Origin of the sequence: Nostoc sp. (assembly GCF_036919675.1) — a bacterium.
Taxonomy (GTDB): Bacteria; Cyanobacteriota; Cyanobacteriia; order Cyanobacteriales; family Nostocaceae; genus Nostoc.
Window position 1 is genome coordinate 1 of the sequence record NZ_JBALCP010000089.1, and the last position, 16,921, is coordinate 16,921.

Here is a 16,921-nt window from a genome sequence, read left to right on the forward strand (position 1 = left end):
ATCTAAGATTTGTCTTTTACTCCATGTTGGGGGACGAGTCAGCTTCTTTTTAGGCAATAATGCTTCAATTATTGACCACTCTTCATCTGTTAAACCGCTTGAATACATAAGTAATAAAAAATACTTTTAATCTCACAATACACCAGATCCCAAATGGGTTCTATAAATTCTAATTTTCGTAGTAGAATGGTGCGTCACGGCTAAAGCCATAACGCACCCTACTTAAGATTTATTAAAATCAATTTTGCGTATTAGTTAAATACGTCCCTCTTGATTAACTTGTTCTTCATGCTTAGCAATCACCCAAATTGCATGAATACTACCGGGTAGCCAACCTAAAACTGTGAGCACAATGTTAATAATTAAGGTTGGACCAACTCCAACTGTCAGGAAAACGCCTAAAGGAGGCACTAATAAACCTAGAAGAAAACGAACTAATTTCATGATGTTACAATTTTGTGATTTTGTTTAGTTACATTCTTTTGAAAATGCCGAATTATGAAATCCACCTTCGGATATTTTCTTTGGAGTAGAGACGTGATTAAAGTTGTATTTCTACTCCCTTTAATATTTATCTAGAAGGTAATTCACCTTGGCTTTTTACATCACTACTGCTGGCTAAAAGATTTTTTTCAACAAAGTAGTTGTTAATGAAGGTGTTAGCAAAAGTTAGAATTACTGGCCCAAGAAGGAAACCAATAATCCCGCGAACTCCGAACCCAGGAACTAGCACTGCTGCTAACCAGAAACAAAAACCGTTGACGATGAGCGAAAATGCTCCAAATGATAGAAAGTTAAGTGGTAAGGAAAGAGTAGACAGAACTGGTTTAACCGAACCGTTAATCAGACCAATTATTAAAGCGGCAATCAAAGCTGCGGGGAAATTAGCAATATTAACGCCTGGAACAACTAAATCAACAATCAACAGGCTCAAAGCTGTAGCTAGTGCGGTTAATAATGGTGTTAACATTTTTCTCACCTAATCACTAAAGATTTTTTGTTTGTAACTTCTTATCTCATCTTTAACCATGTGCTACGTTTTAACCTCTCTTGCAAGATAGAATTTGTTTCTACCGTTAGACCGATCATTTTGAAAACCATAGGGATTCTCATATAGATGCAATACATTAGACGTCTTGCATAAATGCTTAAATTGTCATGTTGAGCAAAGCGAAACAGAGTAGTGAGATTCTTCTCTTGACTGCGTTTTGCTCAAAATGACATTCTTGATTTTTTGACTTTTGCAAGAGGTCTATTGTAGGGGCGCATAGCTATGCGCCCCTACTCTGTTAGGACTGACACAAAAGAGAATCCCTCAATCTCCTTAAAAAGGGGGCAAAAGATTCTAGTTCCCCCCTTTTTAAGGGAGGTTAGGGGGAATCGAGGTTTCAGATTTTCCCGACTCAGGCTTATAGTAAAGGGCTGATTTATACAAGACTTGTTCTTGATGGGTTTCTAAAGTGCAATCAGACAAGGGGTAAGTTACACAAGTAACAACATAACCAGCCTGTATTTCAGTTAGGCGCAGAAATTTTTGCTCACTTTGATCAACTTCACCACTAATCAGTTTGGCGACACAGGCAGAACATTCACCTTGGTTACACCCAGATGGTAGGCGGATACCAGCATCTTTTGCCATATCCAGAATATATTGATCATCTGGTACTTGAATGGTGCGATCTAACCCAAGTGTAGGATTGATGAATCGAACTTGATAAACTAGCATCTGCTGTTTCTAATTATTGTTTAACTGTTTTCATCGACAAACTAATCCGCTTGAGTTTCTCGTTGATTTCTAACACCTGCACTTTGACTACTTGTCCAACTTTGACAACTTTGTTGGGATCGTCTACAAATCGATCAGCAAGTTGGGATATATGCACCAAGCCATCTTGATGTACGCCAATATCGACAAACGCGCCGAAGTTGGCGACGTTCGTGATGATTCCCTCTAGTTCCATTCCCACCTTTAAGTCCCTGATTTCCTTAATTCCTTCTCTGAAGGTGGCATACTCAAACTCTGCACGAGGATCTCTACCGGGTTTTTCTAGTTCGCTAAGAATGTCGCGTAGTGTCGGTTCGCCAACACTATCGGTAACGTATTTCTTCAGGTTGGTCTTTTTAAGTTTTTCAGCAATTTGTGTGACCTGATTTAATGGCACATTTAGATCAGATGCGATCGCTTCTACTACAGAGTAACTTTCTGGATGCACTGCTGTATTATCTAATGGGTTGTCACCGCCGCGAATCCGCAGAAAACCCGCCGCTTGTTCAAAGGCTTTTGGCCCCAGTTTCGGAACTTTCAAAAGTTGTCGGCGATTTTTAAAGGCTCCATGCTGGTTGCGCTGGGCGACAATATTATTGGCAACTGTTGCCGTAATCCCAGAGACGGAAGTCAGAAGTTCTTTGGAGGCGGTGTTCAAGTCTACGCCGACGTAGTTAACGCAGCTTTCTATAGTGTCATCCAATTTCTTTTTCAACAACTTCTGATCGACATCGTGCTGATATTGTCCCACACCAATGGATTTGGGATCGATTTTCACAAGTTCCGCTAAGGGATCTTGTAAACGGCGACCGATGCTAATGGCACCGCGCACGGTAATATCTAAATCGGGAAACTCTTCTAGCGCTACAGTACTTGCAGAATATATAGATGCGCCAGACTCATTCACCATCACCTTAACTGGTTTGCGGTCTATGGTTTGTAATACTTGCGTCACAAACTCCTCTGTCTCGCGGGACGCTGTACCGTTACCAATGGCGATTAACGCAATCTTGTATTTTTCAATCAGATTTTTGACAGTTTGTGCAGCTTTGAGTCGTTGTTCCGCAGCTTGGTGGGGAAAAACTGCTTGGTATTCCAAAAATTTCCCTGTTTGGTCGAGGACTGCAACTTTACACCCAGTTCTAAATCCAGGATCTATCGCCAAGGTTGGTTTCATTCCGGCTGGTGCAGACAGCAGCAACTCCCGCAGATTAGTTTCAAATGTCTTGATTGATTCTATATCTGCATAGACTTTTTTCTCAGAAATTACCTCTCCCATTAGAGAGACTTTCATCAAACGGTTAAATGCATCCTTCAACATCGCCTGATAAAAATCTCGAATTGTCCGAACTTTGGTTTTAATTTCTTTCGACTCAAGATAGTAAAGTACCGTATCCTCATCAAAAGCAATTTCAAAGCTTAATATTTTTTCCGTTTCACCCCGACACAACGCCAGCATATTATGGGGTGCAATATTTTTTACCCTAATTTGATAGTTACGGTACATCTCAAATTTGGTTGTACCTTCGGGATAATCATCTTTGATGCGGGAGACGAATACCCCTTCTTCTAAAAGGTAATTGCGGATATATGCCCGTAATTCCGCTTTTTCAGCCACTTCTTCCGCTAAAATATCAGCAGCACCTTTGAGCGCCTCTTCTGCTGTTTTTACTCCCTTGCTTTCAGAAATATACTTAGCCGCTTCTTCTTCCAGTGAAGCCGTTGCAGCATTTTTCACATTTAGCGACTTAATGAATTCCGCCAGTAGTTCGAGTCCTTTTTCTCTGGCGATGGTGGCGCGGGTGCGTCGCTTTGGTCGATAGGGTAAGTATAAATCCTCAAGTTCAGTTTTTTGTAAGCAGGATGAGATTTTAGCTTTGAGTTCATCTGTAAGTTTACCTTGTTGGGCGATCGCACTTAAAATTACCGATTTTCGTTCTTCCAGTTCTGTTAAATAAGTATATCGATCAGCCAATTCACGTAGTTGCACTTCATTCATCTCATCAGTGCGCTCTTTGCGGTAACGTGCAATAAAGGGAATTGTTGCACCCTCCGCCAAAAGTTCCAGCGCGTTTTGCACCTGATGGGGTTTGAGGTTTATTTCAGTTGCCAATAGTTGAGGAATGTTCAGCATTAGGTGTCTAAAATGAAAAAATGAAAATGCTACTTCTAAGGTGAATTCTAGTAATAAAATTACCATAGCCGTTGGTTTCGACTTCGCTCAACCAACTGAGTAATCGAGAGTTGAGCGTTCGCGTAGCGTCTCGCAGAGAAGTCGAAACTCGTCAACATAGGTATTTTTTTCATCAGAAATCACCTAAAGGTAATATGCTAGATCCTTATCCTGGCGCAAGGCCAAAGTTTTAAGCTAATTTACCAGATGATTACTCATAACAGGATAATTGGTGAAATAGACAAAACCTACCTACGCAAGTTTCGAACCTGATTAATCCGCGTAGTAAAACGAGAGTTTGTATAGCATAGCGCAGCTCTGCTGAGTCGGGAAAGCGGCACAAAAAACGTCACCGTCTATTCTGCACTCTTACACTCAAAGCTTGCTGGGCGTAGCCACCCCTATTTTTAAAGCTTGCTACACCCAGCATTGACTACAAATGAAGGAGTTATTCACTAAGGTTTTGGGTGGTTCATCTGTCGGAATGATTATTCAAATTGGTGTAATATCCGACGTTGCCTAATCTTGACTTTCTATAATATTTATTTCGAGCGACTGTTGTGGCTAAAACCTGATTGGATGTAAAATTAACCCCAATTCCAAAAACAATTTCAATTTGTTTTATAAGCACAACAACTTTTAGTTCAGAGGTTAGTCAGATGCCTTTGTTTTTCTTGATACTACTGTGTACTGCTTTAGCCACTGGCTACTTCTTTCAAAAGAGTACTGATGAAATTGCGTATCTTGCAGGTGTATTTGCAGCCATTAGCTTTATTTTAAGTTTAGTATTAGCACCCTGGCAGATTCAGTTTGGATTGTTAATGATTGTCTTAATCATTACCAACAAATTTTTGCAGGAAAATGAGTCCAAGCAAACTGAAGCTAGAAGAAAACAACCTAGAGAAATTAACTAATACCAGCTACCACGAACTAATTTTTTCTCAACTTTAAACTGCCGGAAATTATCAGACAGTTAACCTACTAATGTGCTGAAAAACGGACGTTGGTAATTTTTTGATCGGAAATTATCCTGCGTGAGTATAGCCTTGACCACTTTAGACTTATCTTTTTAAATGGAATATTTTCTAATAATGGCAAGCTTAATATTCTACTTTAGCCCATGAACGTTATGGTTAGGTTAACTATTGTTAAGCTTTTCCATATGTAAGGCGACACCAATTTTTACAAGTATACTTACAATCAATTTTAGGATCAAAGAAAGTTTGATACTAGGATTCAGAAATAGGGTCTTCCGACTTACTGAAACTCTGAATTAACTCTCAAGTAAGTTTTGTCTGAGATATCTGAATTTGATGATTTTCGTGGATAAATAGAAAACGATTCAGACTCTCGGTTACCAACTGTAATTTTTATTATAGTAAGTGTATTAATGTACTACAGTAAACCATTACTTGCATTGTTGTCCAAGTTTCAATTCTGCTTTCTACAAACTCTTAACTTTGCACTTCTAGAGTCTGATACTGCAAGTTGATTAGCCAGAAAGTGCTGCATAAATGGACAAATCCTTAAAAATAAAAATTCATCTACAGGAAAGTTTCGATTTAATTTCGATTTGATGAAGTTTTTGTTTAAGTATATTTTCGGGAAATGAATTTTTGATGAAGTATGGCGATAAATTTGCAACACCCTTTTATCGTGGTATTCTAGTAAGTAATTATATGTAACAATAAATTTTGAGATAAAACTCTAGTTAAAATTACATATAATTAAGATTAAGAACAATTAAGCCTAATACTAAATAATGTAAAAACATCTCAAATCCGCTTAAATCAACGCAAGCTGTGAGTTGATCACCAAAGGCTAGTTTACATTAGCCGTTAGTCTCGTCAAAAACTCCCTTTGCATATTCAGTAAAATTCCCTAGAAACCTGTAAAGCGGATGACTGTAGACTGATTCATCTGTCTTTGATTTCCGCAGCCAAGCAGACTTCTGTTAATTTTGTTTATTATGCATAAAAAGAGTACGTATAGACACTCAATTCGAGTACAAATTTTTATTAATCGGCTTAGTTTCCAGCCGAGGTTACAGATATGTCTGTGAGCCTGGAGAAATTCTATGGTATATCAGTAAATGAATAAACTTTCCTGGAGCAAATTAAGAACAATTTATCAATCCAGTTAAGTTAATGGGTTGAGAAGTTCAGTAGTGTCTTCAACAAGATTTCTACAGCAGCATACAACTGATGAAAGTTAATGAATGGATTAATCAAAAATTCTGGCAATCCATTTTTATTCCCTTAGCTTCATCTAGTGAACATGCAGGTCGAATCCGAATTCAGCATAAGTTATGTCTCCGACGGGCTATTCGGCGTCGCGGACTGCTAAATTTTGTCCACAAATTTGTGGCAAAGCCTTCAATCTTCCCGATGTCTGCATCCACTATAAACTAGATATTGCGATCGCATCAAAAGTAGTCTTGAAGCATGACTGGCTGATACGGAAGATTTCTGCAATTCACAGTTGGGCAAAGCCTAAATTGATTATGCCAATTACCAAGCAAAAAAACTGCTTTGTCTGGGAGTATAACCTAGTAAACTAATTTAGCGTGCTCTACTTTGATTATATAGGACGCTGTGATAATACAGCAACCATCCTGCAAGCTGCATAGTATTTAGTTGCTAACTCTAGAACATGAGCTTCAAGAGTCATTTTGATATCAGTCCTTCTAACATAGCCTTCTTCATTTTGTTGTCTATTTACTGAAGTAGAGGTTGAATTGCACAGAAGGTGTGAGCGAAATCCAAAACGTTCAAAACAACGGGCTGTTTACTGTCCGCTTCATACCTCTTATCTCGATTGAGGCAAATGTACAATGAAATCTATCTCGCAAATTTCAAACTTTAAAATAATTCCTTATATCATCCTGTTTATCAGTATTTTATTTAGTATTTCTGGGCAATTGCTGATGAAGCATACCATGAGCCAGACAAATGAGGGACTATTTACTTGGGTATTTATTGAACAATTAGCATTAGCTGTTAGTGTTTATTGCTTAGGAATAGCAAATTGGATATTGGCTCTGCGCTCTGTAAAATTGAGCATTGCTTATCCACTGACTAGTTTAAATTATGTCGGTATACTTTTAGGTTCATACTACTTTTTTGATGAGGTGATTACACTAACTCGAATAGTAGGAGTAATCATTATTTTCCTGGGTGTTCTTTTAGTGGCTATTCCACTTAAAAAGTCTATATAAATTTTTAGTTAATTCTCTAATAAGTATCGATAAATGAACATAATTATTTGGCTACTTTTAATGCTTGTTGTTATATTAGGAACAACAGCTAACCTATCACTAAAGTATGGACTTTACATTTCTAGCCCTACTAAAGGAGCAAGCACATCTATCCGAAATCTGTTATTCTCTCGTTATTTTTTGATTTGGTTTATCTGCTATACATTTATGACTATATTGTGGCTTTATGTATTGCGGACAATTCCTCTGAGTCAAGCATTTCCAGTTCTAGGATTAATGTATGCGCTTATACCGATTGCTTCTCACTATCTCCTAAAAGAGCAGGTTCTATTTAGCCAGTGGTTAGGAATTTCCATTATCATAACTGGTGTAATTCTTGTTGTAAATTAATAGCTCAAGACACAAACATCGAGGTGATTAATATTAAAAACCTCTGAAGATAAATCTCAAAAACATCCCTACAAAAATCTAAATTTATGAATATAGGCATTATTGGCGGGGGTATAACTGGGCTAGTATTAGCCCAACGTCTTTCACATCAAGGACATACTGTCACTGTCTTCGATAGCAGCAAGCAGCTTGGTGGACTTACCACCTATCATGATTATGGGCTGTTTACCTGGGATCGCTTTTATCACGTTATCCTACCTTCTGATACTCACTTAATAAATTTTCTCAGAGATATTGGTCTTGGAGATAAACTGCGTTGGCATCGAAGTTTAACAGGTTTCTACGATAAGAAAAAATTTTATTCTATTAGTAACAGTATAGAATTTCTGCGCTTTCCTCTATTTGGACTTATAGGTAAAATTAGATTAGCTTTTACTCTCCTGTATGGTTCACGTCTTAATAATTGGCGGCGCTTAGAGAAGATTTTAGTCGAAGATTGGCTATTGAAACTTGGTGGTAAAAGCACATACGAAAAACTCTGGAAACCCTTGCTTCTATCCAAATTAGGAGAGAACTATAAGCGAATATCAGCAGTTTTTATCTGGGCTTATATCAAACGACTATTTTCAGCGCGGGATTCTTCATTAAATAAAGAACAACTTGGTTATGTCTCAGGTGGTTATAAAACTGTTTTTGACCATATAGAAAAATTAATTTACGCGGCTGGAGGTCATATCCACACAGGTGTTGCGGTAGAATATATCGCACCTCATCCAGGGGGTGGAATGTGGGTAGAATTTCAGGGTAAAAAGGAACATTTTGATAAAGTCATCTTTACTGGCCCAGTTAATATTCTGCAACAGGTTGCTGCCAATGAACTGGTGAAAGTTTCAGACACTGGTGAAACAGTAGAATACCTGGGTGTAATCTGCATGGTACTGATTACTCGCAAGGCTCTAGTTCCTTATTACGTGGTAAATATTGCCGATAGAAATATTCCCTTTACCGGAGTCATCGGTATGAGCAACTTAGTTTCTTTGCAAGAGACAGCAGGATATCACATGACATTCCTACCAAAATATATACTTTCCACTGACGCGTTGTTAAAACAGCCAGATGATGAATTGCGTCAAATATTTTTCCAGGGTATACGTTTGATGTTCCCGGAACTCAAAGCAGATGACATTGTAGCAGCACACATTAATCGAGCTATTAAAGTACAGCCACTACAAGTTTTAAATTATTCAAGCCTTGTTCCAAAGGTGAGTACTGAAAACGATGATTTTTTCGTCGTCAATACCTCACAGTTGGTCAATGATAGTGTCAACAATAACGCAGTTGTGCGACAGGTTGATGATTTTCTCAAAAAATCAACATTACTGAATTCTTGAAATTTGAGTAATGATATTTTATTTTCAAAATCACATGAGGTCTTTATGAGTCTTTTTGTTCTTTTACCCGCATACAACGAGCAAGAATCAATTCGCCCCTTGTTCAAAAAGTTTCAGATATTGCAGCAAATCTCTAATATGGAGATCCGACTGATTCTTGTTGATGATGGCAGTAGTGATGCAACTGCTCAAACTGCTTTAGAAGAATCTCAATCATTGGGAATATTACTGAAATTAGTCCAACATCCCAAAAATGCTGGTTTAGGTCAAGCAATCAAAACAGGTTTCACGACTTTCTTAGAAGTTTCCAAAGAAGGTGATTTTTTAGCTGCTATGGATTGTGACAACACTCAACCACCAGAACTGTTAATAAAGATGTATGACACGATGATCGCTGGTAGCTATGATATTGCGATCGCATCTAGATATCGACAAGGCTCTAAAGTCATAGGCTTATCAACATTTAGACAGATAATGAGTTACGGAGCCAGCTGGCTTTTTAGAATTGCAGTCCGTGTACCAGGTGTAAGAGACTATACTTGTGGTTACAGGCTGTATAACCGTACTTTCTTCAGTAAACTGGATATGTATTATGGTGACAGTTTATTCACTGAAAGTGGATTTGCTTGCATGATAGATTTACTGCTAAAAGCCAAAGTGCTCAAACCAAAAATCGTAGAAATTCCAATGGTTTTGAGATACGATCAAAAGCCTACTGCTAGCAAAATGAAAATTATTAAAACTATTACTCGAACCCTAAAGCTCCTGTTTAAGAATCTATTATCCACAGGACAAATTTCCAATTTAGGTCAGACTTTCAATGAGCAAGAAACAACAAGAATTCCCCTGAAAATGGCAAATCGTAAATAGACCTTAGAATAAATAGGGTTTCGCACAAAATTAAGTGGATGGAAAAATGTTTATCTCAACGATGTCATTCTAGCTACGAGCAAGGCAGAAATCAAAAATAACTTTGATGAAATTGTTGCTTTTGCCAATATATGTGGATTTTGCTTACTATACTTTAATAAATTGGAAGACAGTCTAAGACTAGCCTTCCAATTATATATAAATGTATAAATGTTTTCACTTTCAAGCTTGCTGATTCTCTGCGGCTAAAACACTACACCCAGTATTACAAATGATTCTCTAAATATTCTCTTCATTTATTACCAGGGTGCAACTATGCCATAGATAATTTGAGTATTTTGCTTCATGCCAAAGTCAGTAACAGCGACAAGATATTGTACCCCTATTCTCGCAAAATGAAATTGTATTCTATCTCGACTCTACATGATAGATCGCTCTCGAAAGGGCGTTACTTACAATATTTCACTGACCTTTAAAGGGAAAGAGTAAGTCTCCCAGGTGAGGAAACCTCTACTGCCTTTCTACCGACTGTGGCTTTCACTGATTTGTTAGACTGAACACACCAGGATTTTTCAGTCAAATCTCTGAATCACGCCAGCAGACGAGGCTACCCATGCTTACAAGTACGCTACTTCTCTCGAATCAACTTCCCACCCTCCAATATTCCTCCACACCAGAGCGTTTCGATGAAACCTGGGAAGCCCCCCTGGCTACCCTCTTGGGACTAGGACGCGCCGCTGGCGCTGACTTCATCGAATTATTTTTAGAGCGTCGCAACTATATTAGTTCTCTTGCAGAAGACGACTCCATCACCAGTATTTCACCCAGTCTGTCTACGGGTGCGGGAGTCAGAGTATTTCGCGGCAAAGCTGATTGTTATGTCAGCACCAATGACCTTTCGTTTTCCGGTTTGAAAGCAGCTTTAGAAAAAGGTCTTTCTATCCTGGGATTGCAACTACCTACTGCTAAAGCTTTCATCCCAGAAATTAACCTGGAATTATTGAGAGATTACGCCACCAAAAGAGGCAAAGATGCCTGGCTACCAGTGTGTAGCTCCATCCGAGAAATGGGAGAAGTCCTCCTTGATGGTACTGCCCATCTGAAGCAAAAAGCTAGCCACGTTCAATCGCGCCGGGCTAGCTATTTCCGGGATTGGCAAGAAGTTTTAATCGCCGCCAGTGATGGTACTTTTGCCCGTGACATTCGGCTCACCCAGTCAGTAGGATTTAACCTGTTGTGTGCTGATGGTGCTAATCGTACCTCAATTGGCGATCGCGCTGGTAACACTAGCGATGCCAACTTCTTGAGAACTTGGGATTCTCAACAAGCCGCTGAGAAAATAGCAGAATCTGCTGGAAAAATGCTCTACGCAGATTATGTGGAATCAGGTACTTACCCGATTATTATGGCCAATCACTTTGGCGGCGTAATCTTCCACGAAGCCTGCGGACACCTGCTAGAAACCACTCAAATTGAACGCAATACCACTCCCTTTGCTGACAAAAAAGGTGAAAAAATTGCCCACGAAAGTTTGACAGCCTGGGATGAAGGGCGCTCTGAAAATGCCTTCGGGACAATTGATATGGATGATGAAGGTATGCCTGCTCAAAGAACCCTATTAATTGAAAAAGGCGTTCTCAAAAATTTCTTAGCAGATAGAACAGGTTCTGCACGCACCGGACACCCCAGAACTGGAAGTGGACGCCGCCAAAATTATACCTTTGCCGCTGCTAGCCGGATGCGTAATACTTATATTGATTCTGGCGAATATAACATTGATGATTTATTTGCCTCTGTTGATAAAGGTATTTATTGTAAAAAGATGGGTGGTGGTAGCGTTGGTGCTACAGGTCAATTTAATTTTGGTGTCGATGAAGCTTATTTGATTGAAAATGGCAAAATTACAAAACCGCTAAAGGGAGCAATTCTGATTGGTGAAGCCAAGGAAATTATGAATAAAATTTCTATGTGTTCCCAAGATTTGGAAATTGCACCAGGTTTTTGTGGCTCTGTTAGTGGCAGTATTTACACCACAGTAGGACAGCCCCACATCAAGGTTGATTCTATTACCGTAGGTGGACGATAAGAATTTTAGATTTTAGATTTTGGATTTTGGATTGTGAATGAGTAGGAGTTTAAGGCTAAAACAAAGCAGTTGGCATTACGAGTTATTCGTCTAGTTGAGCAACTGCCACAAACTAGAGTTGCTGATGTCATTGGCAAACAGTTGTTATGTTCAGCAACTTCAGTTGGTGCTAATTATCGAGCAGCCTGTCTAGCTCAATCAACAGCTGATTTAATTGCCAAACTCGGTATTGTGGAAGAAGAAGCTGATTGAAACGCTTTACTGGTTGGAGCTTGTTATTAAATCTGGATTAATGACAGCAGAAAAACTAAAAAGCCTAATGCAAGAAGCTACCGAAATTCTAGCTATGACTGTTGCGTCAATAAAAACACTACCAGAAAAATATAAGTCATAACATCCAAAATCCAAAATTTAATATCTAAAATGGAATCGCTTCCAATCCAAAATCTAAAATCCAAAATCTAAAATTGAGTATGCCGAATATCAATGAGATTGTAAATTCTGCTAAGGACAATGCTGAGAAGCTTGGGATTAAGAAATTTGACATTTATGGCTCAACAGTAGATGACACTAGCGTGCAAGTAGACCAAGGTGAGCCACAACAAGTCAAAGCCTCAAATCGCTCTGGTGTTACTGTTCGTGTCTGGAATGAAGATAATACAATGGGTGTCACCAGCACTACAGATGTAGATCCCAAGGGACTGGAATTAGCTTTGAAAACTGCCTACGAAGCCAGTTTCTTTGGTGTTAAGGAAAATGTTCCTGATTTTAGTCCAGAAGCTACTGTTCCTATCCCAAATAAACCTCAGGATAAGACACCTCAAGCACCTGTTGCTGAACTCATAAAAAGATTGTTGGTAGCTGAAAAAGAATTACTGGCAGCTCATCCAGCAATTAAAGGTGTGCCTTATAATGGGTTATCGCAAAGAGATATTGATAGATTTTATCTCAATAGTGACGGTGCAGCGAGAACTGAATCTCACTCCTTAGCATCAGTTTATCTTTACAGCAAAACTGAGGAAGAAGGGAAAAAGCCGCGCAGTGCAGGTGCTTTCAGAATCAACCAAAGTTTAGATAATCTAGACATCAATGGTTGCATCAAAGAAACCGCCGATAAAACTATCAGCCACTTGAACTATGAAAAAATCAAGACTGGTAAATATCGAGTTGTTTTCTCCCCGGAAGCTTTCTTAAGTCTGTTGGGTGGTTTTTCTAACTTGTTCAATGCCCAAAGTATTTTGGATAATCAAAGTCTATCTACTCCTGATGATTTAGGTAAGCAAATAGCTTCTCCTCTGCTTTCGGTTTTTGATGATGCACTTCACCCAGCTAACGTTGGTGCAGAGACTTTTGATGGTGAAGGAACTCCTACTCGTCAGATTTCGCTGATTGAAAATGGTGTTTTAACAAGCTTTCTCCACAGTGCAGGCACTGCTAAAAGGCTAAATACCCAGCCAACAGGTAATGCCAGTATTGGTGCAAAAGTCAGCGTTAGTCCCAATTTTTATCACGTTTTTACAACAGCAACTCCTGAAGAAGAGTTGAGCTTAGAAACGGCTGAAAATGTGATTTTTATCGATGATTTACAAGCTCTTCATGCAGGAGTTAAATCCTTGCAAGGTTCTTTTTCTTTGCCGTTTGATGGTTGGCTAGTTAATAAGGGTGTCAAGACGAGTATTGAGTCAGCAACTGTTGCTGGCGATTTCTTAGAACTCTTAAAGTCAATTATTTATGTAGAAAAAGAGGCTGAGTTAACGCCAGGGGGGGTTTGCCCAAAAATCTGGGTTAATGAACTGTCGATTACCGGTGAATAAAACTTACCAAGTGCAGAGTTAGGAGTTGAATATAACTCTTAACTCATCACTTTGAAATCATGACTCACCATTAGTATTCACCACCAATGCTAATGGCAGTATTAAATACATCAGCACCGCTTAAATCAATATTAGCCAAAACTGCGCCATTTACATCACTATTATATAAACGGGACTTACTCAAATTAACGTTGGTGAGATTGGCATTATTTAAGATAGTGTCGCTAACGAATGCTTTTGTGAGATTAGCAGACTTCAAATTGGCACCAGTTAAATCGGCACCTTCTAAGTTAGCGCCTTCGAGATTAGCCCCTTTTAAATTTGCATTTCTCAGGTCAACACCTATGAGATGAGCGCCTTTGAGGTTTGCACCTGCTAAATTACATCCTAAACATGCTCTAGTTTCCAGTAAGCGCCGGACAGGGGCGGAGTTTTCTGCTTTGACGGGAATGGGAGCAGCTAAAGATAGCGTGCTGAGTATGGCTGCTGCCGTCAAAAAAATTCGTTTCATATTTACCTCCGACACTTCTAGAAGTCATTAAATTCTTAACTTCTACGCTACCAGTGTGCCAAGATTACAGAATTCTGTCCTCATGCGACCGGAGGAATACATAATTTCTATGAGACTATGTATTTTTCTGTGAGGTAGTCCGATCGGACTAAAATTAAAAGATTATTAGAAATAATTTTACGTTATAGAGACGCAGTAGTTTGTGTCTCTATATACGTATAAACGTCTGAGCATCTTAAGTCAATCAATTTTGGATAATGGAATTGACGATAGCGCAGCGTAAAGCCTGCGGCATAGCAACTTTTAGAGACGCTACGCGTAGCTTGCTTCCCCGCAGGGGTACGCTTAGAGCGAGTCCGCGTCCCTTGCGCGTCTCGTAAGAGAGCGTCTTTTGGATTGACCCCGACCACAAGGGTATGGGGCAAGCCGAATTTTACAGCTATTTTCAGGTAAATAGACCACGCGGTAGGGGCGCAAGGCCTTGCGCCCCTACGACAGATGTGGTTCAAATACTTGAATTCTGCTGTAAATTGAGAATTTTGGATTTGTTCCGCCCACGTTCGCGTTAGCGTCTCCAAGAGCGGGGCGGGGCATGAACCAAAAAATCTTTTATCTAAAATCTTTTATCTAAAATTCGTAGTCAAAGCTCTTGGCAGCCGTTGTTCTAATGAAACCAGGTCTACCCCAAGATTTTGCAGAACCCTAATTGCTACTCCCTTTCCTCTACCTATTGCACCTTCACAGAGAATACCTAAGAGCAGATGCTCTGTGCCAACGTAGTTAACACCAAGTTGTCAAGATTGTTCTAATGCCTGCTTGGCTCTGGGTGTGAAAGGAATATCTAAAGGTGGATGTCAATTAAGCCTTGCCGCTACCTAACAAATACAGTAAGGCCATGCGAACAGCAACACCACTGGTAACTTGCGATTGAATGAGACTAAATTCTGGGTCATCCATCAACTCAGAGCTAATTTCAACACCACGGTTGACTGGGCCTGGATGCAAAATTTTGACGTTAGGTTTACAAAGTTGCAGCTTTGTGCGTGTAATGCCAAATAGCTGATGATATTCTCGCAAACTTGGCAGCAAATGAGCCGTCATGCGTTCCTTTTGCAAGCGCAAAGTCATGACAAAATCAGCATTCTGCAAAGCTGGTTCCAGATGCCAATGTAAAAAAAGTTGTTGATTTGGGGAGTGGGGAGTGGGGAATGACGGAGATGAGGAGATAACAAAATCTTGACTTCTGACTCCTGATTCCAAGATATACTCGGCAAATAACTTGGGTAAGAGGGTTGGTGGTGCTGCCAGATGCACTTCGGCACCACTGGCAATTAAGCTCCAAATATTCGATCGCGCCACGCGAGAATGGAGAATATCTCCAACAATAGCAATCTTTTTACCCTTTAAAAGTTCTAGTCGGGGGTGATCTGGGTCAATTAAAGTACAAATGGTAAATAAATCTAGCAAGGCTTGGGAAGGATGCTCATGTTGACCATCACCAGCATTGAGGACGCTAACTCGTACACCTAAACGATCCATTTCAGCCGCGATCGCATTCGGTACTCCTGCCTCTCGATGGCGGACTACCATAATATCAGTTCCCATGGCCAAATAGGTTTTCGCCGTGTCGAGAATTGTCTCTCCTTTAGTCATAGAGGAAGTGGCTGCGGCGAAGTTCAGTGTATCAGCACTTAAGCGTTTGGCAGCGATTTCAAAACTGCTGCGAGTCCGGGTAGAGGGTTCAAAAAATAAATTCGCCACCACATGTCCCTGTAAGGTTGGCACTTTCTTCGTCCGCCGTGATAGTACCTCTTGAAAACTGGCAGCAGTTTGCAAAACTGTATCATATTCAGCGGTTGTGAAGTCAGCTAGGGAAAGAATGTGATGACGATTCCAGGTGGTAGTAGGCATAAATAGCAATCAGTTTCCTGCATAGAGAGCGATCGCGTCTCTACAGCTTTTTAATTTACATATGCAGAGGAAATGATATCACCTGTCTTATATCAAATTACCTACTTGTTGTTTCTAGCATCAAGGATTTATATAGCGCTTGTCAATTGGATAAGGTATTACATAAATCACTTAATTGTTACCCATCTCCCCCGAAAAAAATCGCTCTCCTGGCAATCCTGCCGCTGTCTGTCCTCTAACTTTCGCTGCAATTACTAACCCTGTAGACCAGTTAATTTTTGAAAGCGTCAAATCGCTCCTGCATTCTAAGCTTGAAATCAGCTGGCTAGCTTTTGAAGCCTGATCCTCAGACCACATGGCTTGAGGCAACATATCATCAATAATGTACAAGCCACCCAACTTAAGCAAATTGAGCGTATCCTCAAGGTAGCTATATTTTCCTACCCATGCATCAGCGAATATAAAATCAAACCTTTGAGTAGCTATTTTACCTAAAAAAATTGTTGCGTCCTCTGTATGGAAAACCACTCTCCGATCTTGACCCAAATACTTTCTGGCAACAGCTATCACTTTCTCATCTTGGTCAACTGAGATCAGCTTGGATTTATGATCCATACCGCTCAAAAGCCAAGCAGCAGACATACCAGTTCCTGTGCCCAGTTCAAGAAACATACCAGCAGGTTTGCTGGCAGCAAGTGTTCTTATACCAAGTTGCCAAAGATAGTATTGTTACATTCCGTTATATTGAACAGAGCCAAGAAAATCCGACTTCTCCCTTAACAGTTAGGGGGTT

17 protein-coding genes and 1 pseudogene are annotated in these 16,921 nt (G+C 39.7%); 10 read left to right on the forward strand and 8 right to left on the reverse strand.

Annotated elements, in window-relative coordinates:
• Positions 1-255 precede the first annotated feature (255 nt).
• The 4 genes from V7K49_RS18835 to V7K49_RS18850 all read right to left on the reverse strand — a co-directional run bounded on the left by V7K49_RS18835 (position 256) and on the right by V7K49_RS18850 (position 3,899).
• Positions 256-444: a YqaE/Pmp3 family membrane protein gene (locus V7K49_RS18835; RefSeq protein WP_334795633.1), complete on the reverse strand. Its 189-nt coding sequence runs from the start codon at positions 442-444 to the stop codon at positions 256-258.
• 127 nt (positions 445-571) lie between these two features.
• Positions 572-970 (reverse strand): phage holin family protein, encoded by a 399-nt coding sequence (locus tag V7K49_RS18840; protein WP_334873069.1) that lies wholly within the window; start codon positions 968-970, stop codon positions 572-574.
• A gap of 390 nt (positions 971-1,360) precedes the next feature.
• On the reverse strand, positions 1,361-1,726 hold the full coding sequence (locus tag V7K49_RS18845; RefSeq protein ID WP_335206841.1) for a 2Fe-2S iron-sulfur cluster-binding protein: 366 nt from the start codon (positions 1,724-1,726) through the stop codon (positions 1,361-1,363).
• Positions 1,727-1,739: 13 nt separating this feature from the next.
• On the reverse strand, positions 1,740-3,899 hold the full coding sequence (locus tag V7K49_RS18850; RefSeq protein ID WP_335206851.1) for a Tex family protein: 2,160 nt from the start codon (positions 3,897-3,899) through the stop codon (positions 1,740-1,742).
• 614 nt (positions 3,900-4,513) lie between these two features.
• On the opposite strand from V7K49_RS18850, the gene V7K49_RS18855 reads away from it, so the two are divergent.
• The 10 genes from V7K49_RS18855 to V7K49_RS18900 all read left to right on the forward strand — a co-directional run bounded on the left by V7K49_RS18855 (position 4,514) and on the right by V7K49_RS18900 (position 13,706).
• The gene (locus tag V7K49_RS18855) at positions 4,514-4,852 is read left to right on the forward strand and encodes a hypothetical protein (protein ID WP_335206842.1); all 339 of its coding nucleotides are present in this window, start codon (positions 4,514-4,516) and stop codon (positions 4,850-4,852) included.
• Positions 4,853-6,246: 1,394 nt separating this feature from the next.
• Entirely contained in the window at positions 6,247-6,498 is a 252-nt protein-coding gene (locus tag V7K49_RS18860; RefSeq protein ID WP_335206843.1) for a hypothetical protein, read from the forward strand.
• Between the two features lie 273 nt (positions 6,499-6,771).
• On the forward strand, positions 6,772-7,155 hold the full coding sequence (locus tag V7K49_RS18865; protein ID WP_334873079.1) for an EamA family transporter: 384 nt from the start codon (positions 6,772-6,774) through the stop codon (positions 7,153-7,155).
• A gap of 33 nt (positions 7,156-7,188) precedes the next feature.
• Positions 7,189-7,545 (forward strand): EamA family transporter, encoded by a 357-nt coding sequence (locus V7K49_RS18870; protein WP_335206845.1) that lies wholly within the window; start codon positions 7,189-7,191, stop codon positions 7,543-7,545.
• 86 nt (positions 7,546-7,631) lie between these two features.
• Positions 7,632-8,936, forward strand: coding sequence for an NAD(P)/FAD-dependent oxidoreductase (locus V7K49_RS18875; protein WP_335206846.1), 1,305 nt, complete (start codon positions 7,632-7,634; stop codon positions 8,934-8,936).
• A 45-nt stretch (positions 8,937-8,981) separates the two neighbouring features.
• A complete protein-coding gene (locus V7K49_RS18880; protein ID WP_334873085.1) occupies positions 8,982-9,806 on the forward strand; it encodes a glycosyltransferase family 2 protein in 825 nt (274 codons plus the stop codon).
• A 613-nt stretch (positions 9,807-10,419) separates the two neighbouring features.
• Entirely contained in the window at positions 10,420-11,892 is a 1,473-nt protein-coding gene (locus V7K49_RS18885) for a TldD/PmbA family protein (protein WP_334873087.1), read from the forward strand.
• A gap of 69 nt (positions 11,893-11,961) precedes the next feature.
• Positions 11,962-12,144, forward strand: coding sequence for a four helix bundle protein (locus V7K49_RS18890; RefSeq protein WP_335206847.1), 183 nt, complete (start codon positions 11,962-11,964; stop codon positions 12,142-12,144).
• Positions 12,145-12,184: 40 nt separating this feature from the next.
• Positions 12,185-12,286 (forward strand): hypothetical protein, encoded by a 102-nt coding sequence (locus V7K49_RS18895; protein ID WP_442942318.1) that lies wholly within the window; start codon positions 12,185-12,187, stop codon positions 12,284-12,286.
• 79 nt (positions 12,287-12,365) lie between these two features.
• On the forward strand, positions 12,366-13,706 hold the full coding sequence (locus V7K49_RS18900; protein ID WP_334873089.1) for a TldD/PmbA family protein: 1,341 nt from the start codon (positions 12,366-12,368) through the stop codon (positions 13,704-13,706).
• Positions 13,707-13,776: 70 nt separating this feature from the next.
• On the opposite strand, the gene V7K49_RS18905 is transcribed toward V7K49_RS18900, so the two are convergent.
• The 4 genes and pseudogenes from V7K49_RS18905 to V7K49_RS18920 all read right to left on the reverse strand — a co-directional run bounded on the left by V7K49_RS18905 (position 13,777) and on the right by V7K49_RS18920 (position 16,800).
• Positions 13,777-14,217, reverse strand: a complete 441-nt coding sequence (locus tag V7K49_RS18905) for a pentapeptide repeat-containing protein (protein ID WP_273766803.1) — start codon at positions 14,215-14,217, stop codon at positions 13,777-13,779.
• Positions 14,218-14,858: 641 nt separating this feature from the next.
• Positions 14,859-15,062, reverse strand: a pseudogene (locus V7K49_RS18910) (Clp protease N-terminal domain-containing protein); the annotation flags it as partial.
• 13 nt (positions 15,063-15,075) lie between these two features.
• The gene (locus V7K49_RS18915) at positions 15,076-16,128 is read right to left on the reverse strand and encodes an aspartate carbamoyltransferase catalytic subunit (protein ID WP_335206848.1); all 1,053 of its coding nucleotides are present in this window, start codon (positions 16,126-16,128) and stop codon (positions 15,076-15,078) included.
• A gap of 171 nt (positions 16,129-16,299) precedes the next feature.
• Entirely contained in the window at positions 16,300-16,800 is a 501-nt protein-coding gene (locus tag V7K49_RS18920) for an O-methyltransferase (protein WP_335206850.1), read from the reverse strand.
• Positions 16,801-16,921 lie beyond the last annotated feature (121 nt).